The following is a 26701-nucleotide window of genomic DNA, read 5'->3' as shown; positions in this document are numbered from 1 at the left end:
TAGTGGAACTGAGCCTGCGCTGATGGATCTCGCCGCTGTGCGCCGTTGGTGGCCGATGGCCGCCGTCTTCGTGCTGCTCTTTGTCACCGCGCTGGCCGCCACCCGGTCGTCGCCGCAGCTCGACCAGATCCAGCCCGACGCCACCCCGACGCCGCCGCCGCTGCTGCCGCCGACCCGGTCCGGCGGTTCGCGGCCGCCGGAAGCGCCGCCGGAAGCGGCTCGGGGCCTGCCCGAATGGGTCGGCACCGTGGCCCTGGTGATTCTCGGCATCATCCTGGTGGTCGTGCTCGTGCTGGTGGCCTGGGCGGTGCTGCGCGACGCCGCCAAGCGGCGGGCCCGCAAGGGCAAACGCGGCCGGCGCACCGGCCAGGAGGGCGTGCGCACGGCCGAGGAACTCGTCGCCGCGCTCGACGCCGGCCTGGAGGAGCTGTCCGACACCGACCGGGACCCGCGGCGCGCGGTGATCGCCTGCTGGGTGCGACTGGAGCAGGCGGCGGCGGCCGCCGGCACCCCCCGAAATCCCGGCGACAGTCCGACCGACCTGGTCGGCCGGCTGCTGCGCGAGCAGCGGGTCGACGCTCAGGTGCTGGCCGCGCTGCTGGAGGTCTACCGCGAGGCGCGATATGCCACGCACGCCGTCGACAACACGATGCGCCAGCAGGCGATCAGCGCCCTCGAGCGGCTGCGCGCCGACCTCGGGGCGGGGGTGCCCGGATGAGTGACGGCGGACTTGACGAGCTGTTCAGCTTCCGCGACGAGTCGGTCGAGGAGGTGGCCGAACCGGTCGTCAAGCGCAAGTCCCGGCTCTGGTGGGTGGTGCGCAACGCCCTGCTGATCGCGGGTGCGACGGTGGTGACGATCGCCGCGCTGCGAGCCGGCGGCCTGCACATCTCGGTGCTGCTCGTGGTGGCGTTCTTCATCGGACTGCGGGCGGTCCTGTGGGCGGTGTCCGAGGTCGCGCCGCCGCCCCTGCCGAAACGGCGCCGGGCCGCGCGCGCCGACGACGGGCGGGCGTTCGACTCGCTGCGGGCCGCGGTGCGGCGCTGGGAGAAAAGTCTGGACCGGGCGAACACCGACCCCGATCTCTATACGCGTAACGTTCTGCCGGTGCTGACCGAGCTCGCGGACGAGCGGCTGCGCCTGCGTCACGGCATCACCCGCGCGTCCGATCCGCGGCGCGCGCGCGAACTGCTCGGTGACCCTCTCTGGGCGGCTATGCACGATCACGGGCGCCGCTCGGCGAAAACCCGTGAACTGGAGACCTACGTGGAAGCGTTGGAGCGACTGTGACGGAAAATGCCCTTCCCCCGTACGAGGTGGGCAGGCTGGCCGGTGCCGTTCTCGACTCGGTCGGCAGCGTCCTGGTGGGCAAGCGCGACTCCCTGGAGCTCGTCCTGGCCGGCATCCTGGCCGGTGGTCACGTGCTCCTGGAGGACCTGCCCGGCCTGGGTAAGACGCTGACCGCCCGCTCGTTCGCGCAGTCGCTCGGCCTCGACTTCCGCCGCTTGCAGTTCACTCCCGACCTGCTGCCGGCCGACGTCACCGGCTCGTTCCTCTACGACCAGCGCAAGGGTGACTTCGCGTTCCGGGCCGGTCCGGTCTTCACCAACATGCTGCTCGCCGACGAGATCAACCGCACGCCGCCGAAGACGCAGGCGGCGCTGCTCGAGGCGATGCAGGAGAAGCAGGTCTCGGTCGAGGGGGTGACCTACCGCCTCGATCCGCCGTTCCACGTGCTGGCCACGGCCAACCCGATCGAGTACGAGGGCACCTATCCGCTGCCCGAGGCGCAGCTCGACCGGTTCCTGATCCGGGTGTCGTTCGGCTATCCGAGCGCCGAGGAGGAGTGGGAGGTCCTGCAGCGCCGGATGAACCGCCGCCAGGAGGAGGCTTTCCTGCAGCCGGTGGTCAATGCCCAGGTGCTGCAGGCGATGCAGGCCGCGCTGGAGAGCGTCACGGTCGAGGACTCGATCGGCCGCTACATCGTGTCGCTCGCCGCGGCCACCCGGGAGCACGCGTCGGTGCTTGTCGGTTCGTCGCCGCGCGGCTCGCTGGCGCTGCTGCTGCTGGCCCGGGCGCGGGCCGCGATGGCCGGCCGCGACTACGTGGTGCCGGAGGACGTCAAGGACGTGGCGATCCCGGCCCTGGCCCACCGGATCACGCTGCGGCCGGAGATGTGGCTGCGTCGTGTCGACCCCGCCTTCGTGGTGCAGGAGGTGCTGACAAACGTGCCGGCGCCGGCCAGCGGCGCGCTGCCCACCTACGCGCGGCATGACTGACCGTCCCCCGCTGCGGCACATGGTGCCGCCGCTCCCGCCCGAGCCGGAGCAGTTCGCCGGTCCGGCGTGGGTGCCGACCCGGGCGCTGGGCCGGGCGGTGCTGCTGACCGGTCTGCTCCTGCTGCTCGGGGTGGCCCTGGGCCGGGTCGACCTGGTGCTGCTGGCCGCGCCGTTCGCGATCGGTGCCGCGGCGAGCCTGCGCCGGATGCCGCGCTCGGCCCCCGAGCTGACCATCGCGACCGGCGACGAACACATCGTCGAGGGCGGCCACGTGGACGCCTCGCTCACCGTGACCAACCCCGACGTCATCGCCTACGACCTGGTCGTGGTGCGCACCCGCACGTCGCCGTGGCTCAAGCTGGAACACGCCGATCGCCCGTTCGCGATCTCGGTGCCGCCGGACGGCTGGCACGCGGTCGATCTGCCCGGCGACGCCAACCGGTGGGGGCGGCAGGACGTCGGCCCGGCCGCGGCCCGCGTGGCGGCCTGTGGCGGTCTGCTGGCCTGCCGGCCGGTGGTGGTGCCGGCCCGGGGCGTGCGGGTCTATCCGGTCACCGATCCGTTCAAGGCGACCGAGGCCATGCCGGCGGCGGCCGGCCTGGTGGGAAACCACCGGTCGCGGCGACCGGGGGAGGGCGGCGAGCTCGCGGGGGTACGCCCGTTCGCGCCCGGCGACCGGCTCCGGCGCATCGACTGGCGGGTCTCCCTGCGCACCCGCGACCTGCATGTCGCCTCGACCCTGTCCGACCGGGACGCCGAGGTGCTGCTGCTGCTCGACGTGCTGGGTGAGGTGGGCCGGTCCGGTGGCGTGGCCGGGGGTGCGTCGGTGCTCGACACCACGGTCCGGGCCGCGGCCGCGATCGCCGAGCACTACCTCCAGCGCGGCGACCGGGTCTCGCTGCTGGAGTACGGTGCGACGGCCCGCCGGCTGCGGGCCGCCACCGGCCGCCGGCAATACCTGACGGTCCTGGAGTGGCTGCTCGACGTCCGCCCCGATCCGGTCGAGGGCGACGACGACTACGCGAACGTCTTCGGTTTCCACCACGTCTCGTCGGATGCTCTGGTGATGGTGTTGACCCCGCTTGTCGATCCCCGCTCGGCCGACATGCTGGCCCAGCTCACCCGGTCCGGGCGTTACGTGGTGGCGGTCGACACGCTGCCGCCGGACGCCGCCCCCGGCAACCGGGGCCAGTGGACGCCGCTGGCCACTCGGCTGTGGCGGATGGAACGGGAGAACGTGCTGGGCCGGTTGCGCGAGCACGGCGTCCCGGTGGTGGCCTGGGCCGGGTCCGGCAGCCTCGACCTGGTGCTGCGCGACGTGGCCCGGCTCGCCTCGGCTCCGCGGGGGCGATGATGGCCGGTTCAGTGACGAACGCCGTGGCGGCCGCCCGGGCGGTCACCGCCCGAGCCACCGGCACCCCGTTCCTGGTTCGGTGCGGGATAGGCATATCGGGCCTGCTCGCGATGCTTGTGGCGTGGCCGGTCTCGCTCACCGGGACGCAATATTTCATCCCCCTCACGTTGCTCGCCGTCTATCCGGCGGTGGTGCCGCGCGGCCGGGGGGCCACCCTGGCCGCGATGGTGGTGGTGACCGGTTGGCTCGTCGACACCGCCGGGTACGGGGCCTCGGTCGAGTTGTGGCGGGTGCTGTCGATCGCGTCGTTGCTCTACCTCGGACACACCTTGACGGCCCTGGCCGCGGTTCTGCCCTACGACGCGGTGGTCAACCTGGAGGTGGTCGGGGGCTGGCTGTTGCGCGCCGCGGCGGTCCTACTGGTCTCGGCCGTACTCACCGTGGTCACTCTGGCGCTTTCCGCCGATCTGGCCGGTGGTGCGTTTCTGGTGGCCACCCTGCTCGGCATTCTCGGGGCGGTCGGCGCCACCGTCCTGATCGCACGGCTTCTGCGCCGAGCGTGAAATCTCCCTGAAATATGTGCTTCACGGCACTTGACAAACGGGCTTGTCGTACGTCACAGAACGGGGCGTCGAGCGCTTCCAGGCGAGACAATCAATATGTGAATCCGCAGCGCATCGTTGTCGTAGGAGCAGGTCACGTCGGTCTGTACGCCGCCCTGCGCCTGTCCAAGAAGCTCAACCGGCGCCGCGCCGAGGTGGTCGTCATCGACCCTCAGCCGCACATGACCTACCAGCCGTTCCTGCCCGAGGCGGCGGCCGGCAACATCAGCCCGCGGCACTCGGTCGTTCCGCTCCGTCGGGAGCTGTCCAAGTGCCGCATCGTGTCCGGCGAAGTGACGAAGATCGAGCACGCGCGCAAGACGGTCACCGTCCAGCCGATCGACGGCCCGTCCACCGAGATGACGTACGACCACATCATCGTGGCGCCCGGCTCGGTCTCCCGGACCCTGCCGATCCCCGGCCTGCGCGAGCGGGGCATCGGGTTCAAGACCATCGGTGAGGCCATCTACCTGCGTAACCACATCCTGAACCGGCTCGACGTCGCGGCGGTCACCCCCGACCCGGCGGTGCGCAAGGCATCGCTGACCTTCGTGTTCGTCGGCGGCGGCTTCGCCGGCATCGAGGCGCTCGCGGAGATGGAGGACGTCGTCCGCGACGCCCTGCGCTACTACCCCGACCTCGACCAGGCCGAGGTGCGCTTCGTGCTCGTCGAGGCGACCAACCGCATCCTGCCCGAGGTCGGCCCGAAGATGGGCGCGTACGCCGCCCGCGAGCTCGACAAACGCGGCATCGACCTGCGTCTGGACACCCGGCTCGAGTCGTGCGTCGACGGCGAGATCGTGCTCAGTGACGGTGAACGTTTCCAGGCCGAGACCCTGGTCTGGACGGCCGGCGTCAAGCCGTCGCCGATGCTGGACCGCACCGACCTGCCGCGCGGCCCCCGTGGCCACGTCACCTGCCGGCCCACCCTGCAGGTCGTCGACGGCGACACGGTGCTCGAGGGCGCCTGGTCGGCCGGTGACTGCGCCCAGGTCCCCGACCTGACCAACCCGGGCGGCTGGTGCTCGCCGAGCGCCCAGCACGCGGTCCGGCAGGCGAAGGTGCTCGCCGACAACATCCGCGAGGTGGTCCTCGGCGGTGAGCCCGAGGAATACCGGCACAAGTACGTCGGCAGCGTCGCCGGCCTCGGCCTCTACAAGGGTGTCGCGCACGTCTACGGCATCAAGGTCAAGGGCATGCCCGCGTGGTTCATGCACCGGACGTACCACATGAGCCGTATCCCGTCGTTCAACCGCAAAGTCCGGGTCGTCGCCGACTGGACGCTCGCCTTCGTGCTGCGCCGCGAGACCGTGGCACTCGGTCAACTGCACACCCCGCGCGAGGAATTCACCCACGTGACCCCCTCGGTCCCGGCGGAGCGCGAAACAGTGGGCGCCGGAGCTCGCTAGACCCACCCGCCTGTCCGATTCCACCACCCCACCGGCAACCGATACGGTGTTCCTTGCCCGCCCGGGTGGTGGAATGGCAGACACGGCCGCCTTAAAAGCGGCTGCCTTTCGAGGCGTGCGGGTTCGAGACCCGCCCCGGGCACCCAAAGGAATTCTGATGTCACTCTCCGTGGTTGACGCGCACCTTTGAGGTAGGGAGAACCCCACTCCGGCCTCGGGGGTTGGCTCCTTGGACTTCGGGGGTTTGCTCGGTCGATGGCGTAGGCGATGACGCGGCAGCATCGTCCCAGTCAGAACGACCCCCCGATTTGAAGGACAGTGACATGACGAAGTGGCACAGCGCCCACCAAGGCGGCAAGGAAGAATGCTTCGACCCGGGCCAGCGCTTCATCAGCTTCGGCCGGGGCCAGGGATCGCATCAGTTCGGCTGGGGCGACAACGGCTGCCACGACGGCGGTGGCTGGGGCGGTGGCTGGGGCGGCGGTGGCGGCTGGAGCGGCATCCAGGGCTGCGACGACGGCCCGCGCTGGAGCGGCATCCAGGACTGCAACGACGGCCCGCGCTGGGGCGGTGGCCAGGAGTGCCACGACGGCCCGCGCGGTCTGATCAGCTTCGACCACAACTCGTTCCTCTCCTGCCACTGACGACTGGCGTGGGTAGCCGCCGGCTTCGGCCGGCGGCCGTCCGCCCTCCGACCGGCACCTGGTGGAGGCCACGATGACCGTGACGAACGACCCGGTCGTCCAGGACGACCTGGGGGAAATTGTCGACCTGGTGCTGCGCGGGGCCGAGGCCAACGTCCGGCCCGATCTCGTACGCCGGATGCGGTTGGCCGCCGCCGACCTGGCGGCCGCTCGCCCGGCCGCGGCCGTCGCCGACACGGTGGTGGGTGCGCTGCGCTCGCTGGAGGTCGACCTTCGCAGCCGACAGGCCACCCTGGCCGATCCCGGCCGCGGGGCGCGGCTGGCCGCCGAGGCGCGGCACGCGGAGTCCCGCCTGCGCCAGTTCCAGGACCGGGCCGGCCGCTGGCCGCGAGTTCTCGGCGATGCCCTGGCGGCGACCGATTCGGACATCGAGTTCGCCGTGCACAACTGGTTGCGCGCGCTGCTCGACGAGGGCACCGGAGCCATCGAGGAGCAGGGACTGACCGGCGACGAGCTCGACCGCTGGGTGCGCAAACGCCTGGTGGCCGAGGTCGAGGCGGTGCACCGGGCGGTGCGTCTGGCGGCGGGTGAGATCGGCGAGCGGGTCGCCTCCTCGATCGGACTGAGCGAGCCGGTGCCGCCCGTCGTTCTCGATCTCGAGCCGCCGGCCGACCTGGTGGACTACATCCACCGCGGTCCGCGAGCCCTGTCCGAACGGCAGGCGCTGGCCACCCGGCTGGTCGGTGTCGTCATGCCGACCTACAGCGGCATCATGGTCGCCCTCGTCCTTCCCCGGCTCTTCGGCATCGGGATGTCGTTGTGGCTGACCGTGGTCGCGGCCGTGACCGGCGCGGCCGGCCTGGGCGGGGCCGCCCTGGCCGGCGAGCGGCAGCGGCAACGGAGCCGGCGCGACGCGGAGAGCGCCGGTGAGCTGCGGTCGTTGATCGACGCGTTCCGGCTGGCGGTCAGCAAGCGGGTGCGCGACGAGGTACGCGCCATCGAACAGCAGATGCATGCCGGTCTGAGTGAGGCGGTGACGAACGAGTCGCGCCGGCTGTCGGCGATGGCCGATGCGGCACGCCGCGCGGCCGCGGAGAGCGAGCGACTGCCGGAGGCCCTCGCCGAGATCGAGTTGGACCTCGCCTCGATCGGTGAGCTGCGGCAGCGCGCTCAGCGGTTCAGCTGGGCGTGACCGGCAACGGCACCCAGCCGGCTATTCGCGTGCCGGTGGCGGGGTGCGAACGCACCTCGACCATGCCGCCCAGCGCCGTGACCCGAGCCGTCATGTTCCGCAGACCGCGGCCCAGGCCGTCGGTTCCCGCGGTCATGTCCCAGCCCGGGCCGTCGTCGTGGACACCGAACTCCAGGCGGTCCCCGCCGAGGTCGAGGGAGAGCCGGACGGCTGCGCCGGGCGCGTGTTTGCGAGCGTTGTGCACCGCTTCGAGACAGCAGAACCAGACAGCCTTCTCGATCGCGGCCGGGAACCGCCGCTCGGCCGGCATGCCGGTGGTCGTGACGCGCAGGCCCAGTTCCGTCTCCAGCGCCGCGACCAGTCCGAGTTCGGTGAGCCGCGGTGAGGTCCCGCCCGTGGCCGTACGCGCCAGGATGGACTCCGCCTCGTCGATCTGGACGGTGATCCGGTCGAGGTGGGCCTTGGCCGCCTCGGTGCCGTCGGTGCGGACCCGGTGCTCGGCCAGCCCGATCGCCAGCCGCAACGAGACCAGGTGGTGCTGGGCGCCGTCGTGCAGGTCCCGCTCGATCCGCCGGCGTTCGGCGTCCATCTCGGCCACCAGCCGCTGCCGGGAGCGGCCGATCTCCGCCGTGTGCGCCTGGACGGTCCGCATCTGGCGTTCCAGTTCGATCTGCAGGCGGTACGCCTCGAGCACCGCGCTGAGGCTGTCGGCCACGTCGGCCACCAGCGGGGCGTGCCGGGTGTCCGGCACCAGCGTGGCCGAGCGGTCCACCGTGATCGAGCCGAGCCGTACGCCGCCGCGGGTGATGGGCAGCGTGACCAGGGCTTCGGTCTCGCTCGCCCCGGGGCGGGTCCACGCGTACGTACGCTCGGGCAGCCCCGGTCGCACCACGCTGAGCCGGCACACGTGCGCGCCCAGATCGCGTCCGACCGCTTCGGTGACCCGGGCCAGATCGGTGGTGTGCGGCGTGCTCGCCCGCGCCAGCGCGCCGATCCGCGCCAGCACGCTGTAGGGCGTCGGGCGCCGCCCGTAGAGCAGGCGGTTGAGGTAACGCTCGACGCGAACGTGAACGGGACGCAGGAGCACGGCCGCCGGCACCGCCGCGACCGGAGCCGGCACGACGGTGTGCAGGACCACGAACAGGCCGCCGATCAGAACGGTGACCAGGGCGACGACGAGTACGGTGCCGAGCCGGCGCTGAACCGCTCGCAGGGACGCGCGCCGGCTCGCGGCGATCGCGACGGTGACCGGCACGAGATGACTGAACCAGACCAGCGGCGCCGGATCGCGTACCGCCGGGATGGGCAGGAAGACCAGCATCAGCACCAGCATGATCAGGGCCGCGCTGACCAGGATGCCGAAGAGCAGCCGGATCCGGGCCCGCTCGATCGCGGTCAGGTCGGCGCGCCCCCGATGCCGCAGAAGCATGAAGGCGAGTGCCGGCAGCATGGCGCCGAAGAGCGCGATCTGGCTCAGCGCCGGCGGGAAGGCGGCCGCGACGGCCGCGCCCAGCGCGGCGGTCGAGCCGGCCGCCACCACGATCTCGTCCCGGTCGGGGCTGCGCGGTCCACCGGCCGGCGGGTAGGACAGCAGCGCGCAGGCGAAGGCGCCCAGGGACACCGCCGGGAGGATGAAGTCACCGGTGATCACCGGGCCGAGATCGGATCCGGCGCCGGCCAGTAGGGCCAGGGCGAACGGCCGCATGGCCCGGTCCCGGTGCCCGGAGACGAGGAGCGCGGTGCCGAGGCCGAGCGTGATCAGCCCGCAGCCGAGCTGCGTGACGATCTGCACGCCGGGATGGTCGTGGCCGGAGGTGAGCAGGAAGAGCTCGATCAGGAGCCGGCCAAGTGCCAGCACCCCACAGATCAGCCCGATGCTCGCGGTTGCCAGCCGGGCCACGCGCGAAGTCACGACGTCGGCTCCGTCCGCGCGTCGAGCCCGTCCGGCAGCCAGGCATCCAGGCACAGCTCGCCCGCCTCGCCGTCGGCGAACTCGATGGCACCGCCCAGAGCCGCCAGCCGTTCGACGTCGTCGACCAGGACGGCGCGCATCTGTTCCGCGGTCACCGGCGGCGCCGGGTCCTCCACGAGGATCCGCATCCGGGCCTCGCCGTGGACCACCCGCACCCGGATCTCCTCGGCGGCCGGGTGCGTGGCCAGCACCTCGAGGGCGGCCGCCGTCACCTGGTAGGCGGCCGACTCGACCGCCCACCCGGCCCGTACGTCGAGGTCGCCGCTGAGCCGGACCGGCCGGCCCAGATCGGCCACCAGTTCCTCCAGGGCCGCCGCCGGTCCCTGCCCGCGCAGCACCGCGGGGTAGACGCCGCGGGCGATGACCCGGAACCGGTCGATCAGCTCGTCCAGCTCGGTGCGGGCCAGCCGCAGCGCGCGCCCGGCGCTGTGCCCGCCGAGGGTGGTCCGGGCGGCGCTCAGGTGGGCTCGCAGGGCGGCCAGGCGCCCGGCGGTCGCGCGGGACAGCTGGGTCCGCAGCCGGCGCCGCTCCACCTCGCGGGCCTGGGCGAGCCGGCGCTGGAAGTCGTGGGACTCCCGGACCAGCTGATCGGCGCGGAGCGCGTGTTCGGTCAGTTCGTTGTTGAGGGTGGTCCGGCGCAGCAGCAGAGCGGTTCCGTGGGCGATGTCGTCCAGCAGCCGCCGGTCCTGCTTGGTGACCGGCGATCCGGGCTTCTCGATCGCCAGCACGGCCCGCGGTCCGCCGGTGTTCAGCCGCGGTACGGCGTACGCGATGCCCGGCCGGGACAGCAGCGCGTCCAGTCCGGCCACGCTCTCCGGCCCGCCGGCCCGCACCGCCGGGCTGGATGCGACGAGGGTCAGCCGATCGCCGACGACCAGCCAGATCGTCGCCCGCCGGGCCCCGGTGCCACCGGCGAGGGCCCGGGCCAACCCGGGCAGGGCGTCGCGCAGCGACGGTGACCGCAGATGACGGGCCGCCTCCGCCAGCGCCGAGTACGGCGTGACCTCGCCGCGCCGGGTGATCCGCGCCGCGATCCGGACGACGGTGCCACGCGACCGGGCCAGCAGGACAGTCGCGCCCGCGATCACGGCGAACGGCAGCCAGAGAGCGACCGGGCGGTCCGCTCCGGCCCGACCGGCGACCGGGGCGACGACCATCAGCAGAAGGAACGTCACGCCGGCCGGCAGAATCGTCCGCACCAGCCTGGTGACCGGGTCAGCCACTGCCCTCCTGCGATCGCAGGAAGGTCAGCACGGCGAGCACCCGCCGGTGGTGCTCGGCGGTGTCCGACGGCAGACCGAGTTTGGTGAAGATGCTGGCGATGTGCTTCTCGACGCTCTTGGCCGCCACGAACAGCACACTGGCGATGCCCGCGTTGGACCGGCCCTCGGACATCAGTCGCAGCACCTCGGTCTCGCGCTCCGACAGCGCCACCAGCGCGTCGCGCCGGCTGCTGCTCGGCTGTTCGACCAGCCGCTGGGCCAGCACCGGCTCGATGACGATCTCGCCGTCGCGGATGCGGGTGAGCGTGTCGCTGAGGACCTCGACGCTGCCGACCTTCTCCTTGAGGCGGTAACCGATCGAGTCGGTGCCGATGTGCAGCACGCGGATGAGGTAGTGGGCCTCGGCGTAGTGCGACAGGAACAGCAGGCCGAGGCCCGGGTGATCGGCCCGCAGCCGCTCGGCCGTGACCAGACCGCCGTCCGGCTCGGGCGGCATCCGGATGTCGAGCACCGCCACGTCGGCGGGTTCGGTGGCGAGCAGTTCGACCAGGGCGTCTCCGTCCGCGGCGCAACCGACCACCTCGTGCCCGGCCGCGTCGAGCAACATCACCAAGCCGTCGCGGAACAACGCCCCGTCGTCGGCCACCGCTACTCGCACGGAATCCTCACTTTGATTGTTCCGATCAGGCCGCCGAACACCGCGGCCACCCCGCCGACCCACTGGACGCGGTCGCGGACGGCGTCGATCTGGCAAGTATCGACATTGCCCAGGTCGAGCGCCAAGCCCTCGGCATCCCGTCGGATGACCACGTCCACCGTTCGAGTGGTGGGCGGCAGTGCGGCCAGAACCCCGAGGACGGCGAAGTAGGCCACCCCCTCCACCGCCGTGTCGAAGCGGCCGCCGTCGGCGTCGACGCGCATCGAGGCGCTGCCCGCCAGCTCGCGCAGGGCCGCCCCGAGACCGGCTTCCTGCAGCAGCGGCGGATAGATGCGGTCGGCGACCGCACGCAGTTCCTGCTGGATGAGGTGCAGTTGGTCCTGCAGTTCCGCGATGTCGCGCGGCAGGTCGCCGGCGTCGGAGCGGGCCTTCTGGGCGAGCAGTCCGAGGCGCAGGGTCAGCGCCGCGATCCGCAGGGCCGGGCCGTCGTGCAACTGACGCTCGATGTCGCGGCGCTGGCTCCATTGCTCGTCCGCCGACCGCCGGGCCGAACGGGTGGCGTCGTACGTGTCGAGCGTCATGACGTCATTCTCCCGTGGTGGACCGTTGTCGTCAGTGGGGCCAGCCCTACTTGCACCGGGGGGATTCGGTCCCCGCGGCGGGTGGTCCCCGCTCGTTGGTTTCCTTGGGGAGGGATGCGGTGGGCTACGACCTCGGTGTCGATCTTGGGACCACCTTCGTGGCCGCCGCCGTCGCGCGCGACGGCCAAGTCGAGATGTGCGCTCTCGGTGACCACTCGACGGTCGCTCCGGCGGCCGTGTATCGCGCGGAGGACTCGAGGCTGATCTTCGGCGAGGCGGCCGAGCGGCACGCGCTGAGCGATCCGGGCCGGGTCGAGCGCTGGTTCAAGCGGCGGCTCGGCGATCCGACCCCGGTGCTCCTCGGCGGGACGCCGCACGAGGTGACCGCGCTGATGGCGGAGCAGCTGCGCGACGTGCTCGACATCGTCAGCCGGGCGCAGGGCGGCCCACCGGACCGGGTCGCGCTGACCCACCCGGCCGGCTGGGGCCCGTACCGGCGGGAGCTCTTCGACGAGGTCCCACGGCTCGCCGGACTGCGTGACCACCTGGTCCTGACCGAGCCGGAGGCGGCCGCCGCCTACTACGGCGTGAACCGCACCCTCGGCGACGGCGCCACCATCGCGGTGTACGACCTGGGCGGTGGCACCTTCGACGCCACCGTGCTGCGCAAGCGCGCCGGGGCGATCGAGGTGGTGGGCGAGCCGGAGGGGATCGAACGGCTCGGCGGGGCCGACTTCGACGAGGCGATCGTCGAGTGGATCAACTATCGGCACGGCGGCCGGCCGGCCGAGCTCGACCCGTTCGAGCCCGCCTCGGTGGTGGCCCTGGCACTGCTGCGCCAGGAGTGCGTACGGGCCAAGGAGGCGCTGTCGGTCGACACCGAGGCCAGTATCTCCGTCCTGCTGTCCAACCGGCGCTTCTTCGCCCAGCTCACCCGCCAGGACCTCGAGTCGATGATCCGGCCGCGGATCGAGTCGACGATCGGCGCCCTGGTCCGGGCGGTGCACTCGGCCCGGATCGGGGTGGACGACCTCGCCGCCGTGCTGCTGGTCGGCGGGTCGGCCCGCATCCCGCTGATCGGGCAGATGATCACCGAAGAGCTCGGATGCCCGATCCGGACCGACGCCCACCCGAAACACGCGGTGGCGCTCGGCGCCGCGACGGTGGCGGCGGCGGGGGTTCGACCGGCCGTGGCCGGCACTCGGGTCCTGGTCGGGGGTGGTGTCCCGGCGAACGCGGGGATGTCGGCGGGACACGTCCGGCCGCACTCGCCGTCCCCGCGTGGCGTCTCCCGGCCGGCACCCCCCGGCCGGGCTCCCGGGCGGACCCCACCGCCGAGCCGGACCCGCCGCCGGCGGCTCGCGGTGATCGTCCTGGCCGTTCTGGCCCTGCTCGGCGTTCTGACCCTCCTGCTCATCGGATTCGGCCGCGGTCCGGCCCCGGCGAAGAGGGGTCTGGCTGCTTCGACGGTTGTTTTTTCAGCCTGCTCACAGCTTCTGGCACCCGCATGACGAGCCACTGGCCCGTACGCTTGGGAGCGCAGTACAACTCAGGGAGGCTGGACACAGTGAAATCGTCGAACCCGGTGCTGAGCCGCCTCGGCCAGGCGGCCGAGCGGGAGCGCACCGCCGGGTACGGATACAGCGAGCCGTACCCGACTCAGGGTTACCCGGCCGCGCCGCCAGTTGCTCAGGCCATGTCGATCGACGACGTGGTCGTGAAGACCGTGATCCTGCTCGGTCTCACCGGCATCTCGGCCATCGTCGCGTGGAACTTTCTTCCCGACAGCGTGGCCGGCGGTGCCCTGTTCGGTGCCGCGATCGTCGGCATGATCCTCGGCTTCGTCATCGCCTTCATGCGGATGGCCAACCCGGCTCTCGTGGTGGCCTACGCGGTCATCGAGGGTGTCTTCGTCGGCCTGATCAGCAAGGTTTTCGAGTCGTTCTACAACGGCATCGTGCTGCAGGCGGTCACCGCTACGTTCGGTGTGTTCCTGCTGATGGCGGTGCTCTACAAGTTCCGGGTGATCCGGGCGACGCCGAAGTTCACCAAGGGACTGATCGCCGTCATGGGCGGCCTGTTCATGATCATGCTGATCAACCTGGTGCTGTCGTTGTTCGGCGTGCACACCGGCATCCGGGACAACGGCGCGCTCGGCATCATCTTCAGCGTCGTGTGCATCGTGGTCGCGGCCCTGAGCTTCATCCTCGACTTCGACCAGATCGAGCAGGGCGTCCGGATGGGCCTGCCGCAGCGTTACTCGTGGACCTGCGCGTTCGGCATCCTGGTCGGCCTGATCTGGCTCTACCTCGAGATCCTGCGGCTGCTCAGCTACCTGCAGGGCAGCAGCAGAGACTGACGTCTCACCCTCGGCGCCCGGATCGTCCTCCCACGGTCCGGGCGCCGAGTCATGTCCGGGCTAGGCTCGCCCGGTGACCGATTTCGCCACGTCCGTCGAGCGCCTGCACAATCAGGTGCGGCATTGGGAACAGCCGCGGTGGAAGGGCAAGGCGGAGCAGATGTACGCGCTGGTCCAGCACCTCGCCGACCTGGGCGCCGACGCCGAGGGGCAGCCGCGCCGGGTCGTCCCGCGTGAGCACGACATGATCCTGCCCGATCAGTTGCGGGTGGTCGCCGACGACCTGCTGGCCGCCGCGCCGGCGCCGGAAGCTCTCGCCGAGGCGACCGAGGCCGTCGACCGCACCCGTCGGGGCATGTAAAACCGCCGAGCTCGGCCGCCCTCAGCAGGCCGGGCCCGGCGGTAGCCGGATCAGCTCAGGCGCTCGATGATCAGCGCCATGCCCTGACCGCCGCCGACGCACATCGTCTCCAGGCCGATCGACTTGTCGTGCCAGTCGAGCGAGTTGAGCAGGGTGCCGGTGAGCCGGGCGCCGGTCATGCCGAACGGGTGCCCGACCGCGATCGCGCCACCGTTGACGTTCAGCTTCTCGATCGGGATGCCGAGATCCTGGTACGACGGGATGACCTGGGCCGCGAACGCCTCGTTGATCTCGACCAGGTCGACGTCGCCGATGCTCATGCCGGCCCGCTTCAGCGCCTGCTTGGACGCCTCCACCGGGCCGAGCCCCATGATCTCGGGGGAGAGCGCGGTGACCCCGGTCGAGACGATCCGGGCCAGCGGGGTGATGCCCAGCTCGCGCGCCTTCGTGTCGCTCATGATGACCACCGCGGCGGCGCCGTCGTTGAGCGGGCAGCAGTTGCCGGCCGTGACCCGGCCGTCGGGGCGGAAGACGGGCTTGAGACCGGACACGCCCTCGAGCGTCACGCCCGCCCGGGGGCCGTCGTCCTTCGACACCACGGTGCCGTCGGGCAGCGTCACCGGGGTGATCTCCCGCTCCCAGAAGCCGTCGGCGATCGCCTTCTCCGCGAGGTTCTGGCTGCGTACGCCGAACTCGTCCATCTCTTCGCGGGAAATGCCCTTGAGCTGGGCGAGGTTCTCCGCGGTCTGCCCCATCGCGATGTAGACGTCGGGCACCTGGTCGTCCGCCCGCGGGTCGTGCCAGACCTGGCCGCCCTCGGCGAACGAGGCGGTGCGCGCCTGCGCACCGGCGAAGTAGGGGTTTTCCCAGCCGCCGCCGACCAGTTCGGCCGCCGCGGACGGCAGGCCGTCGGAGGAACCGCGGACGAACCGGGACACGGTCTCGACGCCGGCGGACAGGAAGATGTCGCCCTCCCCGGCCTTGATCGCGTGGAAGGCCATCCGGGTGGTCTGCAGCGAGGACGAGCAGTACCGCGTGACGGTGGCGCCGGGCAGGCCGTCGAGGCCGAGCTTGGTGGCGACCACGCGGGCCATGTTGAAGCCCTGCTCACCGCCGGGGAGCCCGCAGCCGAGGTAGAGGTCCTCGATGAGGGCGCGGTCGAGCTGGGGAACCTTGTTCAGGACCGCGTCCACGATGGTGGCGGCAAGGTCGTCCGGGCGGAGATCCTTCAGCGATCCCTTGACGGCACGGCCGATGGGGGAGCGAGCGGTGGCGACGATGACGGCTTCGGGCATGCGTCGATGTTAACTGGGGAGTAACAACACGTGCGAGTGCAACTTCCTCACAGATCACCCGGGAATTCCGGTCACACCCCGGACATCGCCGCTTTCGCCACCGCCGGGTAAAGGGCGTGGGCCCAGACCCGATAGCCGTCAGCCGATGGGTGGAAGCCGTCGTAGCAGAACGTGCCGGCGTCGGCCCGGAACACCGCGCCCGTCTCCTCGGCCAGATCGACCACCGCGCCGCCGGCTGCCGTGACCGCCTTCGCCTGAGCCTTCGCCATGCGCCGGCCCAGCACGCCGGCCACCTGGCGCAACGGCGGCGCGATCGCCCGCAGGGCGCCCAGGTCAGGACACGTGCCGACGACCACGCGCACACCCGCCTCACGCAACCGGTGCACCGCCTGACCGAGCAACTCCGCCGACTCCTCGGGGTTGCGCAGGCTCGTCGCGTCGTGCGCCCCGACCAGCACCACCGCCACATCCGGGCGGTCACCCAGCAGCGCCCGCGCCACCTGCGTGCTCAGATCGGACGAGCGGGAACCGGCCACTCCCACGCTGGAGAGCAGCACGTGCCGCTCGCCGCTGTCGGTGCCACCCTCGGCGAGCAACCGGGCCAACTGGCCGCCGACCGTCTCGGACAGCCACTCCACGCCGACCCCGATCGCCGCCGAGTCGCCGAGCAGCACCAGGCGCAGCGTGGGCGCCGACATCTTGCCCATCGAGGTGCGCAGGGCCAGCCCCATCGTGGGCTTGGCATAGCGCCGGGCCTTCGCGGCGAGCACCTCACCGACGAGCAGAGCCGTGCCGCTCACCGCCCCGGCGAGCAGACCCGTGGCTGCCGCTTTAGCTATCCGTGCGTTGAGCCCCGACATCTCTCGCCTCCTCTGTGACTTATTGATCCCCTGGTGTCCAGACTACGGCTCCGGCCGCCGTACGGCCGCTGGGAACGGGTGCCTTATGTCCGAACCAGGCCCGCGGCTCGCCGAACCACGGGTGCCGGCGCAGCACCGCCCAGCGGCCCGCCGGACCGCGCTCACGGCCGCCCACCCGAGCCGGACTGACCTCGGTGCCCGGTGCGGAAACGGCCTCCTGCGCCGCCTCCGGCAGGCTGCACACGCCCTCCCCCGCGGCCAGGGCCGGCCGGTCGTCCTCGCCGAGCGCCGCCAGCAGCGTCGGCAGCAGCACCGAGGCGGCCCGGGCGTAGCCCTCCGCCGACGGGTGGAAATGATCCGAGCTGAACATCCGCCCCGGGTCCGCCTCGAAGATCGGGCCCAGCAGGTTGACAAGCGAAACCGTGCGGCCGCCCGCCTCGACCACGGCGACGGTCTGGGCGGCGGCCAGGTCCCGGCTCCACTTGTGGGCGAGCCAGCGCAGCGGCGGCTTGATCGGCTGGATCGCCCCGATGTCGGGACACGTGCCGACCACGACCTTGCAGCCGGCCGCGCGCAGCCGGCGCACCGAGTCACCGAGGTAGCGCACCGCCATGGCCCGCGCCGACGCGTGCGTGATGTCGTTGCCGCCGATCAGGATCACCGCGACGTCCGGCTCGTACTCCAGCGCGGCGTCGACCTGATAGGGCAGGCCCGACGACATGGCACCGACCACGGCCACCCGGTAGAGCCGCACCGGGCGGTGCAGACGGCGCGAGACGCTGATGGCGAGCAGCGCGCCCGGTGTCTCCCGGGGACGGTGCACGCCGTACCCCGCCGCGGACGAATCCCCCAGCACGACCATCGTGATCGGCTTGCCGCCGAGCTTCGCCCCGTAAAGTCCGTCGCCGCGCGGCGGGGGCGCCTCGGCCATCGGGATGATCCGGCGGGCATCGGCCGCCTGTCGCAGCAACACCCCTGCCGAGAGCGCGGTCAGACCGGCCAAAGTGCCGGTCACGCCGCCGACGATCTGGCCCGCCAGCTTGATCCGGCGCCAGTCCTGTGCGGTGAACGCGATGCCACTCACGGGTCCCCCCTCCGGATCCGGCTCGGATTTCGAGGCTAACTCGCTCCCGCGAAGGGTAATCATGGCGCGCCCAAGTCATGCTGGAGTGACGAAGGAGGGAAGCAATGGCTAAGACGTTGCAACGGACCGCGGCCTTCACGGCGCTGGCCAAGGCACTCATGTCCGGTGCGCGAGGTGGCACGCCGATCAGCAAGCGACTCGCCGCCCTGCCCCGCATGCTCAAAGCAACCGCCAAAGGACAGTACGACGGCGGTCTGCGCGTCGCGATGATGGCGGCCGCCACGGCCTACGTCGTGTCCCCGATCGACTTCATTCCCGAGGCGTTCCTGTTGGTCGCCGGGCTCGCCGACGACGCCGTCATGATCACCTGGCTGGCCGGCTCGGTGCTCGCCGAAACCGAGCGCTTCCTGGAGTGGGAGAAGGAGCGGGACCGCGTCGTCGTAATCTAAGGCGTGCGTTACTACGACAACGTCGTCGAGATAATCGGTGATACACCCCTGGTCAAGCTGAACCGTGTCACCGAGGGCATCTCTGCCACGGTGCTGGCGAAGGTCGAATACTTCAATCCCGGCGGATCGGTGAAAGACCGGATCGCGATGCGGATGGTGCTCGACGCCGAGAAGGCCGGCCTGCTCCGCCCGGGTGGCACCATCGTCGAGCCGACCAGCGGAAACACCGGTGTCGGCCTGGCTCTCGTCGCGCAACAGCGCGGCTACAAGTGCATCTTCGTGTGCCCCGACAAGGTCAGCGAAGACAAGCAGAACGTCCTCCGGGCGTACGGCGCTGACGTCGTCGTCTGCCCGACCGCGGTCGCACCCGAAGACCCGCGGTCCTACTACAACGTCTCCGACCGGCTCGCCGCCGAACCCGGCGCGTGGAAGCCGGACCAGTACTCCAACCCGGCCAACCCCCGCTCCCACTACGAAGACACCGGCCCCGAACTGTGGAAACAGACAGGCGGCCAGCTCACCCACTTCGTCGCGGGGGTCGGCACCGGTGGCACGATCAGCGGCGTCGGGCGCTACCTGAAAGAACAGGGCCAGGTCCGGGTGATCGGCGCCGACCCGGAAGGCTCCGTCTACTCCGGCGGCACCGGCCGGCCCTACCTCGTCGAAGGTGTCGGTGAGGACTTCTGGCCCACCGCCTACGACCGGAACATCTGCGACGAGGTCATCGAGGTCTCCGACTCCGACTCGTTCGAGATGACCCGCCGCCTCGCCCGCGAGGAAGGCCTGCTGGTCGGCGGCTCCTGCGGAATGGCGGTGGTGGCCGCCCTCGAGGTCGCCCGCAAAGCCGGCCCCGACGACGTGATCGTGGTGCTCCTGCCCGACGGCGGTCGCGGCTACCTGTCGAAGATCTTCAACGACGACTGGATGGCCCGCTACGGCTTCCTGCGCACCGGCGCCGGCGACGCACCTACGGTCGCCGACGCGCTCGAAGGCAAGGACGGCGGGATGCCGCCACTGATTCACGTGCACCCGACCGAGACGGTGCGCGACGCCATCGACTACATGCGGGAGTACGGCGTGAGCCAGCTCCCGGTCCTCAAAGCCGAACCGCCGGTGGTGACCGGCGAGGTGGCCGGTTCGATCGCGGAGAAGGCGCTGCTGGATGCCCTGTTCACCGGGCAGGCGCATCTCCACGACACGATCGAGCGGCACATGGGCGAACCGTTGCCGATGATCGGCGGCGGACAGCCGGTGGCCGAGGCCGTCGCCCTCCTGGAGAAGGCCGACGCCGCGATGGTCCTGATCGACGGGAAGCCGGCTGGGGTGCTCACCCGACAGGATTTGTTGACCCATTTGAGTTGAGGTGGGTAGTTAAGGCGGGACTTGGCTGGGCTTGGTTTTACACGCTGCTGAGCCGGCTGGCTTCGCTTCGCTCAGCGGGCGATCGCCCCTGGGAGCTGATGAGGAGGTCACCGTTTCCGCGGCACCGCAAACCCCGCGGCGACGCGAAAACGGCGACCTCCTCATCAGCGGGCGATCGCGGGCAGTTCCGTGGTAACGACCTTGCTGGAAATAGGGGGTTATGGCGCGGGCTGGGCGACGGGCTGGGGCTGGGGGCGTGGGAGTGGGAGTGGGGTTTTAGGGGAGCTCGGTGGGGACTGTTATTGCGTCTACCAGGGCGTTTTTGCGTAGCAAGGTGATGGGGAGCGGGGTGCCGATGGCGGGGCTGAGCATCAGGCGCTGCAGGGACTGGACGGTCTCCAAGGGCTGCGAGCCGGCCGAGATCAGGATGTCGCCCAGATAGATGCCGGCCTGGCCGGCCGGGCTGTCGGGGACCACCTCGACCACCCGTAGGCCCAGCTTCTGGCCCAAGCGGGTGGCCAGGGCCGGGGGCAACGGGACCGGCACGCCGGCTACGCCCAGCCAGGCCCGGCGGACTTTGCCGGTGGTCAGCAGCTCGCTGATGATGGTTCGGGTGGTGGCGTTGATCGGGACGGCCAGGCCCAGGCCGTAGCCGGCCACCGCGGTGTTGACGCCGACCACGGTGCCGGTGGAGTCGGCCAGCGCGCCGCCGGAGTTGCCGGGGTTCAGGGCCGCGTCGGTCTGGATGACGCTGTCGATTATTCGCACCCGGCGGCCGTCGCGGGCGGGTAGTGAGCGGCCCAGGCCGGAGACCACGCCGGCGGTCACCGAGCCGGCCAGACCCATCGGGTTGCCGACCGCGACCACCAGTTGGCCGATGCGCAGCTTGTCGGCGTCGCCGAGCGGGGCCGCCGGGGCGCCCGGGTGGTGCACCCGGACCACCGCCAGGTCGGAGAGCGCGTCCGAGCCGACCACGTCGAACTTCGTCTCGGTGCCGTCGGCGAAATCGGCGGTGCCGCCGTTCGCGCCGACTACCACGTGGGCGTTGGTGAGCAGGAATCCGTCATCGGTGAAGGTGACTGCCGAGCCGGCCCCGGCACCGCGGGCGGTGCGCACCGACAGGGCGGCGACCGAGGGCAGCAGGCTGGTGGCGACACCGGTCACGATGCGGCTGTAGGCATCGAGTGCCTCAGGTTCGGCACCGGTGTGTTCGGTATCCATGACGGCCACAACAGCTCGGCGGACCGGTCCATGCCTGGCCGCCGTCCGCCCACGGCGAACAGGGAACATCACGGATCGCACCCGTTGTCCGACCGTGGGTGAGGTTGCTGCGGTTGTATCTGACATACGGAGGTTGCAACACGTCCTTACGGAGTGTGACGAATGGTCATCGCCGACCAGCCAGTGCCGGCCGACATCGTGGACCGTCTTCTCTGGCGTGACGCTCAGCAGATGCTGGGCCGCCATGCCGAGGCGAACCGCGAAGGCGACTGCGTCTGGTGTGGATGGCGGTGGCCGTGCGCGCCGCGCCGTCTGGCTGAACGCGCTGACGCCGCGTCCCGACGCCCCTGGCGGGAGGCGTGGACGCTGCGGCACGACCTGAACAGCATCCGGGCCATGCCCGGTTTCGGGGACACCCCGGACCGGCACGCCCGGGCCCGTAACCGCGGCTATTTCGACTGACAACTGCATCGCTTCCCAGGACCCGACGTCGCCGACAGCTTGACCTCCCCCGGCAGGCCACGGCTCAAAAGCCCGGCTGACGTCTCCGGCGGTGTCTCGCTGCGCCCCGCCAGCGCCGCGACACCGTCACAAGACCCGCCCTTGAATTGGTAGGACCAGCACGCCTCCGCTGGTCCAGCGCCTCCGGCCAGGCGCGCCCCCGGTTCGGGGCGGGACGGTTGGCGGGAGCGCGTGACCACAGGTTCCCCCGTAACAACTCGGTCGCGCGCTCCCGCCCAACCAAAGTCCCACCGATCAGGCCCGGCCAAGGGCCTAGAGTGGAAGTGGTCCATAGTGGAGGTGCGCCGACCGCCATGTCCGTTCCGGCCTTGCTCCCGCCTGACATCGCCGAGTTCACCGGCCGCGACGCCGAGCTCACCGCGCTCGATGCCGACCCGACCGGCGTGACCGTGCTCAACGGACCGCCCGGCACCGGCAAGAGCGCTCTCGCCGTGCGCTGGGCGCGGAAAAACGCCCATCGCTACGAGGGCGGGCATCTCTATCTTGATCTGCGGGGTTTCAGCACGTCGACGCCCCGTGACCCGGCCGACGGCCTGCGACTGCTGCTGGCCGCGCTCGGCGTGGAAGCGGCCGCGATGCCCGACGATCTGGATGGTCGGCGGAACGTCTACCACGAGTTGACCGCGACCCGGCGCCTGCTGCTGGTGCTGGACAACGCCCGCGACGACGAGCAGGTGCGGCCCTTTCTGCCGACCGGCGACGCCACCCGCACGCTGGTGACCAGCCGCGCCAAGCTGACCGGCCTGATCGCCGGGGTCGGTGCCCGCCCGCTGGCCGTCGAGGTGCTCCCGCCGGCCGACGCGACCGCGCTGTTCCGCCGGCGGCTCGGCCCGGAGCGGACCGAACCGGCGGCCGAGGCCGAGATCGTCCGCGCGTGCGGTGGCCTGCCACTGGCGTTGACCCTGGCCGCGGCCCGCATCCGCATCGCCGGCTGTCCGCTGGCCGCGCTCACCGCGCTGGCGGCCGAGCTGCGCCGCCCGGCCGACCGGCTGGCGGCCCTGGAGAACGCCCGAGCCGTCTTCTCCTGGTCCTATCACGGCCTCGATCGGCCCGCGGCCCGGCTGTTCCGGCTGCTCGGACTGGCGGCCGGGCCGGACATCGCGCTCGCCGCGGTGGCCGCGCTCGGTGGTGCGACCCCCGCCGAGACCAGGCGCGTGCTTGCCGACCTGATCGATACGGGCCTGGTGGACGAGCCGGTGCCGGGGCGGTACGCGATGCACGACCTGATCCGGGCCTACGCCGGTGAGCTGGCCCGCGAGCAGGAGGAACCGGCCGAGCGGCGGGCGGCGCTCACCCGGCTGCTCGACCATTACACGCACACGGCATACCAGGCCGATCTGGTGCTCAACCCGACCCGCGCGCCGATCCCGATGAGTTTGGGGGCGCCCGCCGACGACGCCCAACCGCGCCCGCTCGTCGACATGAAGGCCGCGATCTCCTGGCTGCGGGGCGAGCACGAGACGCTGCTGGCGGCGGTCCGGCAGGCCCGCGACGAAGGACTCGACACCCAGGCGTGGCAGTTGAGCTGGGCGCTCGACTCGTTCCTGAACGAGGAGCGGCGCTGGGACGACGAGGGCGCGGCGTGGGTGGTGGCGCTGGATTCGGCGGCCACCCTCGCCGACGGGCCCGCTTTGGCGTACGCGTACTCCTTCCTCGCCGTGGCCGACGGGCGCCGGCAGCGCTTCGAGGAAGCGCAAGCCAATCTGAGCCGCGCCCTGGCCCTGGTCGAAGCGGCCGGCGATCGGGCCGGCACCGCGGAATGCCGGTTCATCCTGTCCTACCTGTGGTGGCTCCAGGGTGATCAGGAACGGGCGCTCGCCGAGGCGGGGACGGCGCTGGAGCTGTTCGGTGCGGTCGGCGACCCGATCTGGGAGGGCAAGGCGGCGCTGGCGGTGGGGTGGTACCACGCGCAGCGGGGCTCGCCGGCCACCGCGTTGCCGTACTTCACCCGGGCGTTGGCGAGCCAGCAACGGGTGGGGGACTGGGCGGGCGAGGCGATCACCCGGGACGGCCTCGGCCTGCTGCACCTGGTGAACGGCGAGCACGACCACGCCGCCCGGCACTTCGAGGAGGGCCTGCGGCTGGCCCGCAAGACCGGCAACCCGGTGCTGGAGGCGCAGATCATCGCCCATCTCGGCGACCTGTACGAGGTGGTGCGCGACCCCGGCGCGGCCGGCGAGCGCTGGCGTCAGGCGTACGAAATCCTCGCCGACCTGGGCCACCCGCAGGCCGCCGACCTGCGCCGAAAGCTCGGCTCGACGGTCCGGCCGGGAGGTTCCGACCTCCGCGCCCACCGCCTGCGTCGTGGCCTGTCGCAGGAGGACCTGGCCGACCGCACCGGGCTGAGCGTGCGCACGATCCGCTACCTCGAATCGGGCAAGGCCGGTCGGCCCCGGCCGGAGACGGCGCGCCTGCTGGCCGACGCGTTCGGCCTGGTCGGCGCGGAGCGCGACGATTTCCACGAGGCCCTGTCCCGCTGATTGCCGGTCGCTTGCCGGTTCGTTGCCTGGGCGGCCGGCCCACCACGGCTGATCATCAATCCGAAGCGTTACGCATCTCGGGGGAGCGCCCGGGCGGCCTCATTCACCGCCCGGGCGGCTTCGAGAGCCGGCCGGCCGCGGGTGATCGAGGCGGTAGCGCAGTTGGGGCACCGGTTCGCCGCCGATCGGCTCGACGCGGGTGGTGCCGTCGGGACGCCAGCCGCCGCCGTCGTAGAAGCGGCGCGCCCGCTCGTTCGCCTCGAGCACCCACAGCAGGGCGAGTTCCGGCGCCAGTTCGGCGAGCTGACCGAGAGCATTGCGCATGAGCTGCCGGCCGATGCCGCTGCCGACCAGGTCCGGGTCGACGTGGATGGCGTACAGCTCGGCGGCGCCCTCGACCTCGCTCGGCCCGGCGTAGCTGAAGCCGACGAGGCGCCCGTCGCTCTCCGCGACGGTCAGCCGATGCGTGTCACCCTCCCACTTCCAGCGCTCGGTCCACCACGCGCCCAGCGCTTCCGGCGACAGCGAGGCCAGCGCCTCGGGAGAGATGATCTCCGCATAGGCCGCGGCCCGGGATCGGAAGTGCAGATCCCCCACGAGCAAAAGGTCAACGTCTTCGGCGGTACGGAGGGAGACAGTCACCGCCTCACGCTAACGCCGGGGCGGAACCGGGACACGCATGAGGTCCTCGGCCAGCACGAGGTCGCCGTCGAAGTGCCGGCCGGCCTGCTCCCGGAAGAGGTCGGCATCCGGGTAGCGCTGCGAGAAGTGGGTCAGCACCAGGGTGCGCACGCCCGACTCGGCGGCGACCTTGCCGGCCTGGGCGGCGGTCAGGTGCCCGACCATCGCGGCCAGTTCCGCGTCCTCGTCCAGGAAGGTCGACTCGATCACCAGCAGGTCGGCGCCGTCGGCCAGGGCATAGACGTTGTCGCACAGACCGGTGTCCATCACGAAGGCGAACGTCTGGCCCGGGCGGGGCTCGCTCACCTGTTCCAGCGTCACGTCACCGAGGCGGCCGGTGCGCTGCAACTCGCCGACGGCCGGTCCGGCGATGCCGTGGTCGGCCAGTTTCGCGGCGACCATGCGGCGGGTGTCCGGTTCGGCGAGGCGATAGCCGTACGTCGGCAGGGAATGCGACAGCGGCAGCGCCGTGAGTCGCCCGGCGGGGGTCTCGGTCTCGAAGATCGCGCCGCCGGCCGGGGCCGCCCTGATGTCGGCGTTGTCCCAGTAGCTGGTGGCGTGCCGCAGCCGGTCGTAGAACTCCTGGCCCTCGGCCGGGTAATGCACCGTGACCGGATGCTGGACCTTGTCGAGGGAGATCCGCTGGAGCACGCCGGGCAGGCCGAGGCTGTGGTCGCCGTGGAAGTGGGTGATGCAGATGCGCTTCAGCGGGGTCACCGCCAGGCCGGCCATCAGCATCTGCCGCTGGGTGCCCTCACCCGGGTCGAAGAGGATCGCTTCCTCGTCCCAGCGCAGCACGTAACCGTTGTGGTTGCGGTGCCGGGTGGGGACTTGGCTCGCCGTGCCGAGCACCACCAGCTCACGCATCACCGACTCCTGGATATAAAGCGACCCCCGGGGGTCTTCCACGCTCGCGGAGCGAGACGTGGTCCGGTCGGACAAGGCCGGATCCCCGGGGGTCGGATGGCTGTCTGGTATTCGCCGCAACCGCTGCCACACGGTCTCGACGCTCAAACAAGCTGTCGAGGACAGCGGCTAGCGGACAGCCACCTCACGAGTCCCGTTGCTATCCAACTTTGGACCACCTCCCTTCACGTGTACGGCCACGTTATCCAGGTCGGCGGCTCGGTGCCAATGCTTTTTGAATCACTACAGCCGAGGGAATAGCCGAGGGGACATATCGGCTCCTTCCACCGCCAGCGAGGCCGGCCCGACGATCAGCGGATCCGGCTTGCCGACGACGTCCTCGTCCTTGTCCTCGTAGTGGAAGCGGTTCAGGACGTGCCGGATCGCCTCCAGGCGGGCGCGCTTCTTGTCGTTGCTCCGCACCACCGTCCACGGGGCGTCCGCGGTGTCGGTGTAGAAGAACATCGCCTCCTTGGCCTCGGTGTAGTCCTCCCACTTGTCGAGCGAGGCGAGGTCCATCGGCGAGAGCTTCCATTGGCGTACGGGATCGACCTGCCGGATCGCGAAGCGGGTGCGCTGCTCGCCCTGGGTGACCGAGAACCAGAACTTGATCAGGTGGATGCCGGAGCGCACCAGCATCCGCTCGAGTTCCGGGGTCTGCCGCATGAACTCGAGGTACTCGGCACGGGTGCAGAAGCCCATGACCCGCTCGACGCCGGCCCGGTTGTACCAGGACCGGTCGAACAGCACGATCTCCCCGGCGGCCGGCAGGTGCTTGATGTAGCGCTGGTAATACCACTGCGTGCTCTCGCGCTCGTTCGGCTTCTCCAGCGCCACCACCGACGCGCCGCGCGGGTTCAGGTGCTCCATGAACCGCTTGATCGTGCCGCCCTTGCCGGCCGCGTCCCGGCCCTCGAACAGCACCACCATCCGCTCGCCGGTGGTCTTGCAGTGGTTCTGCAGCTTCAACAGTTCGATCTGCAGGAGCCGCTTGTGCCGGTCGTACTCCTGGCGCTCCATCCGCTCGTCGTACGGATAGTCCTCGCGCCAGGTGTCCACCGGGGTTCCGTCGGCGTTGAGCAGCACCGGGTCGTCGTCATCGTCGTCCGCGACCCGATAACCGCCGAGCGCCGTGACCGGGCCGTCGTAGGGTTCGGTGGTCATCTCGTCCTGGAACTCCGCCTCCGCCTGCATAACTCGATTTCAT

26 protein-coding genes and 1 tRNA gene are annotated in these 26701 nt (G+C 71.3%); 16 read left to right on the top strand and 11 right to left on the bottom strand.

From position 1 onward, the window contains the following. Nucleotides 1–22: 22 nt before the first annotated feature. The 9 genes from Afe05nite_RS08580 to Afe05nite_RS08540 all read left to right on the top strand — a co-directional run bounded on the left by Afe05nite_RS08580 (nucleotide 23) and on the right by Afe05nite_RS08540 (nucleotide 7480). On the top strand, nucleotides 23–718 hold the full coding sequence (locus tag Afe05nite_RS08580) for a DUF4129 domain-containing protein (RefSeq protein ID WP_203816447.1): 696 nt from the start codon (nucleotides 23–25) through the stop codon (nucleotides 716–718). Beyond that, nucleotides 715–1290, top strand: coding sequence for a hypothetical protein (locus Afe05nite_RS08575; RefSeq protein ID WP_203816446.1), 576 nt, complete (start codon nucleotides 715–717; stop codon nucleotides 1288–1290). Before Afe05nite_RS08580 ends, Afe05nite_RS08575 begins: the two co-directional genes overlap by 4 nt. Further along, on the top strand, nucleotides 1287–2279 hold the full coding sequence (locus Afe05nite_RS08570; protein WP_203816445.1) for an AAA family ATPase: 993 nt from the start codon (nucleotides 1287–1289) through the stop codon (nucleotides 2277–2279). The genes Afe05nite_RS08575 and Afe05nite_RS08570 overlap by 4 nt, the downstream gene beginning before the upstream one ends. After that, nucleotides 2272–3633, top strand: a complete 1362-nt coding sequence (locus tag Afe05nite_RS08565; protein ID WP_203816444.1) for a DUF58 domain-containing protein — start codon at nucleotides 2272–2274, stop codon at nucleotides 3631–3633. Before Afe05nite_RS08570 ends, Afe05nite_RS08565 begins: the two co-directional genes overlap by 8 nt. 11 nt (nucleotides 3634–3644) lie before the next feature. Then, complete coding sequence (locus tag Afe05nite_RS08560) at nucleotides 3645–4196, top strand: hypothetical protein (protein ID WP_239117655.1); 552 nt, start codon at nucleotides 3645–3647, stop codon at nucleotides 4194–4196. A 98-nt stretch (nucleotides 4197–4294) separates the two neighbouring features. Next, nucleotides 4295–5644: an NAD(P)/FAD-dependent oxidoreductase gene (locus Afe05nite_RS08555; RefSeq protein ID WP_203816442.1), complete on the top strand. Its 1350-nt coding sequence runs from the start codon at nucleotides 4295–4297 to the stop codon at nucleotides 5642–5644. A 59-nt stretch (nucleotides 5645–5703) separates the two neighbouring features. Beyond that, nucleotides 5704–5786 (top strand) — tRNA-Leu (locus tag Afe05nite_RS08550). A 181-nt stretch (nucleotides 5787–5967) separates the two neighbouring features. Next, nucleotides 5968–6288, top strand: a complete 321-nt coding sequence (locus tag Afe05nite_RS08545; protein ID WP_203816441.1) for a hypothetical protein — start codon at nucleotides 5968–5970, stop codon at nucleotides 6286–6288. 73 nt (nucleotides 6289–6361) lie between these two features. Further along, nucleotides 6362–7480, top strand: a complete 1119-nt coding sequence (locus Afe05nite_RS08540) for a hypothetical protein (protein ID WP_203816440.1) — start codon at nucleotides 6362–6364, stop codon at nucleotides 7478–7480. Here the strand turns inward: Afe05nite_RS08540 and Afe05nite_RS08535 are convergent. From Afe05nite_RS08535 to Afe05nite_RS08520, 4 genes are read right to left on the bottom strand one after another with little or no spacing between them, the layout of a single operon-like run. Then, nucleotides 7467–9392, bottom strand: a complete 1926-nt coding sequence (locus Afe05nite_RS08535) for a sensor histidine kinase (protein ID WP_203816439.1) — start codon at nucleotides 9390–9392, stop codon at nucleotides 7467–7469. The two genes, Afe05nite_RS08540 and Afe05nite_RS08535, sit on opposite strands and share 14 nt — an antisense overlap. Continuing rightward, nucleotides 9389–10675, bottom strand: a complete 1287-nt coding sequence (locus tag Afe05nite_RS08530; RefSeq protein WP_203816438.1) for a sensor histidine kinase — start codon at nucleotides 10673–10675, stop codon at nucleotides 9389–9391. Before Afe05nite_RS08530 ends, Afe05nite_RS08535 begins: the two co-directional genes overlap by 4 nt. Continuing rightward, a complete protein-coding gene (locus Afe05nite_RS08525) occupies nucleotides 10668–11333 on the bottom strand; it encodes a response regulator transcription factor (RefSeq protein WP_203816437.1) in 666 nt (221 codons plus the stop codon). The genes Afe05nite_RS08530 and Afe05nite_RS08525 overlap by 8 nt, the downstream gene beginning before the upstream one ends. Then, nucleotides 11324–11914, bottom strand: coding sequence for a histidine kinase (locus Afe05nite_RS08520; RefSeq protein ID WP_203816436.1), 591 nt, complete (start codon nucleotides 11912–11914; stop codon nucleotides 11324–11326). The genes Afe05nite_RS08525 and Afe05nite_RS08520 overlap by 10 nt, the downstream gene beginning before the upstream one ends. 119 nt (nucleotides 11915–12033) lie before the next feature. On the opposite strand from Afe05nite_RS08520, the gene Afe05nite_RS08515 reads away from it, so the two are divergent. From Afe05nite_RS08515 to Afe05nite_RS08505, 3 genes are all read left to right on the top strand, one after another. Then, nucleotides 12034–13425 carry an Hsp70 family protein gene (locus Afe05nite_RS08515; protein WP_203816435.1) on the top strand — a complete coding sequence of 464 codons (1392 nt, stop codon included), beginning with the start codon at nucleotides 12034–12036 and terminating at the stop codon, nucleotides 13423–13425. Between the two features lie 56 nt (nucleotides 13426–13481). Beyond that, nucleotides 13482–14273 (top strand): Bax inhibitor-1/YccA family protein, encoded by a 792-nt coding sequence (locus Afe05nite_RS08510; protein ID WP_203816434.1) that lies wholly within the window; start codon nucleotides 13482–13484, stop codon nucleotides 14271–14273. 73 nt (nucleotides 14274–14346) lie between these two features. After that, nucleotides 14347–14634: a hypothetical protein gene (locus tag Afe05nite_RS08505; protein WP_203816433.1), complete on the top strand. Its 288-nt coding sequence runs from the start codon at nucleotides 14347–14349 to the stop codon at nucleotides 14632–14634. Nucleotides 14635–14684: 50 nt separating this feature from the next. Here Afe05nite_RS08505 and Afe05nite_RS08500 read toward each other — a convergent pair whose 3' ends face one another. The 3 genes from Afe05nite_RS08500 to Afe05nite_RS08490 all read right to left on the bottom strand — a co-directional run bounded on the left by Afe05nite_RS08500 (nucleotide 14685) and on the right by Afe05nite_RS08490 (nucleotide 17873). Beyond that, the gene (locus Afe05nite_RS08500) at nucleotides 14685–15929 is read right to left on the bottom strand and encodes an acetyl-CoA C-acetyltransferase (protein WP_203816432.1); all 1245 of its coding nucleotides are present in this window, start codon (nucleotides 15927–15929) and stop codon (nucleotides 14685–14687) included. Nucleotides 15930–16000: 71 nt separating this feature from the next. Continuing rightward, the gene (locus tag Afe05nite_RS08495) at nucleotides 16001–16789 is read right to left on the bottom strand and encodes an SGNH/GDSL hydrolase family protein (protein ID WP_203816431.1); all 789 of its coding nucleotides are present in this window, start codon (nucleotides 16787–16789) and stop codon (nucleotides 16001–16003) included. 19 nt (nucleotides 16790–16808) lie between these two features. After that, a complete protein-coding gene (locus tag Afe05nite_RS08490; protein ID WP_239117654.1) occupies nucleotides 16809–17873 on the bottom strand; it encodes an SGNH/GDSL hydrolase family protein in 1065 nt (354 codons plus the stop codon). Between the two features lie 104 nt (nucleotides 17874–17977). On the opposite strand from Afe05nite_RS08490, the gene Afe05nite_RS08485 reads away from it, so the two are divergent. Together Afe05nite_RS08485 and Afe05nite_RS08480 are read left to right on the top strand one after the other, a co-directional pair. After that, the gene (locus Afe05nite_RS08485) at nucleotides 17978–18322 is read left to right on the top strand and encodes a YkvA family protein (protein ID WP_203816429.1); all 345 of its coding nucleotides are present in this window, start codon (nucleotides 17978–17980) and stop codon (nucleotides 18320–18322) included. Nucleotides 18323–18325: 3 nt separating this feature from the next. After that, entirely contained in the window at nucleotides 18326–19684 is a 1359-nt protein-coding gene (locus tag Afe05nite_RS08480) for a cystathionine beta-synthase (protein WP_203816428.1), read from the top strand. 276 nt (nucleotides 19685–19960) lie between these two features. Here Afe05nite_RS08480 and Afe05nite_RS08475 read toward each other — a convergent pair whose 3' ends face one another. Beyond that, nucleotides 19961–20905 (bottom strand): S1C family serine protease, encoded by a 945-nt coding sequence (locus Afe05nite_RS08475; protein ID WP_203816427.1) that lies wholly within the window; start codon nucleotides 20903–20905, stop codon nucleotides 19961–19963. A gap of 162 nt (nucleotides 20906–21067) precedes the next feature. Here Afe05nite_RS08475 and Afe05nite_RS08470 point away from each other — a divergent pair, with 162 nt between their 5' ends. Next, nucleotides 21068–21367, top strand: coding sequence for a hypothetical protein (locus Afe05nite_RS08470; protein ID WP_203816426.1), 300 nt, complete (start codon nucleotides 21068–21070; stop codon nucleotides 21365–21367). A gap of 353 nt (nucleotides 21368–21720) precedes the next feature. Then, entirely contained in the window at nucleotides 21721–23907 is a 2187-nt protein-coding gene (locus Afe05nite_RS08465) for a tetratricopeptide repeat protein (protein WP_203816425.1), read from the top strand. A 99-nt stretch (nucleotides 23908–24006) separates the two neighbouring features. On the opposite strand, the gene Afe05nite_RS08460 is transcribed toward Afe05nite_RS08465, so the two are convergent. The 3 genes from Afe05nite_RS08460 to ppk2 all read right to left on the bottom strand — a co-directional run bounded on the left by Afe05nite_RS08460 (nucleotide 24007) and on the right by ppk2 (nucleotide 26688). Beyond that, nucleotides 24007–24549 (bottom strand): GNAT family N-acetyltransferase, encoded by a 543-nt coding sequence (locus tag Afe05nite_RS08460; RefSeq protein WP_203816424.1) that lies wholly within the window; start codon nucleotides 24547–24549, stop codon nucleotides 24007–24009. A gap of 9 nt (nucleotides 24550–24558) precedes the next feature. Continuing rightward, on the bottom strand, nucleotides 24559–25455 hold the full coding sequence (locus Afe05nite_RS08455; RefSeq protein WP_203816423.1) for a ribonuclease Z: 897 nt from the start codon (nucleotides 25453–25455) through the stop codon (nucleotides 24559–24561). A gap of 282 nt (nucleotides 25456–25737) precedes the next feature. Continuing rightward, nucleotides 25738–26688 carry a polyphosphate kinase 2 gene (gene ppk2, locus Afe05nite_RS08450; protein ID WP_203816422.1) on the bottom strand — a complete coding sequence of 317 codons (951 nt, stop codon included), beginning with the start codon at nucleotides 26686–26688 and terminating at the stop codon, nucleotides 25738–25740. Nucleotides 26689–26701 lie beyond the last annotated feature (13 nt).

The organism is Paractinoplanes ferrugineus (assembly GCF_016862195.1).
Lineage (GTDB): Bacteria > Actinomycetota > Actinomycetes > Mycobacteriales > Micromonosporaceae > Actinoplanes > Actinoplanes ferrugineus.
The sequence above is the reverse complement of the archived record's forward strand: the minus strand, read 5'-3'. Positions and strand labels throughout refer to the sequence as shown.

Coding starts and splice junctions, on each gene's coding strand:
- Afe05nite_RS08580 (WP_203816447.1), top strand. CDS start 23: ATGGATCTCGCCGCTGTGCGCCGTTGGTGGCCGATGGCCGCCGTCTTC.
- Afe05nite_RS08575 (WP_203816446.1), top strand. CDS start 715: ATGAGTGACGGCGGACTTGACGAGCTGTTCAGCTTCCGCGACGAGTCG.
- Afe05nite_RS08565 (WP_203816444.1), top strand. CDS start 2,272: ATGACTGACCGTCCCCCGCTGCGGCACATGGTGCCGCCGCTCCCGCCC.
- Afe05nite_RS08545 (WP_203816441.1), top strand. CDS start 5,968: ATGACGAAGTGGCACAGCGCCCACCAAGGCGGCAAGGAAGAATGCTTC.
- Afe05nite_RS08540 (WP_203816440.1), top strand. CDS start 6,362: ATGACCGTGACGAACGACCCGGTCGTCCAGGACGACCTGGGGGAAATT.
- Afe05nite_RS08520 (WP_203816436.1), bottom strand. CDS start 11,914: ATGACGCTCGACACGTACGACGCCACCCGTTCGGCCCGGCGGTCGGCG.
- Afe05nite_RS08500 (WP_203816432.1), bottom strand. CDS start 15,929: ATGCCCGAAGCCGTCATCGTCGCCACCGCTCGCTCCCCCATCGGCCGT.
- Afe05nite_RS08495 (WP_203816431.1), bottom strand. CDS start 16,789: ATGTCGGGGCTCAACGCACGGATAGCTAAAGCGGCAGCCACGGGTCTG.
- Afe05nite_RS08485 (WP_203816429.1), top strand. CDS start 17,978: ATGGCTAAGACGTTGCAACGGACCGCGGCCTTCACGGCGCTGGCCAAG.
- Afe05nite_RS08475 (WP_203816427.1), bottom strand. CDS start 20,905: ATGGATACCGAACACACCGGTGCCGAACCTGAGGCACTCGATGCCTAC.
- Afe05nite_RS08470 (WP_203816426.1), top strand. CDS start 21,068: ATGGTCATCGCCGACCAGCCAGTGCCGGCCGACATCGTGGACCGTCTT.
- Afe05nite_RS08465 (WP_203816425.1), top strand. CDS start 21,721: ATGTCCGTTCCGGCCTTGCTCCCGCCTGACATCGCCGAGTTCACCGGC.
- Afe05nite_RS08455 (WP_203816423.1), bottom strand. CDS start 25,455: ATGCGTGAGCTGGTGGTGCTCGGCACGGCGAGCCAAGTCCCCACCCGG.
- ppk2 (WP_203816422.1), bottom strand. CDS start 26,688: ATGCAGGCGGAGGCGGAGTTCCAGGACGAGATGACCACCGAACCCTAC.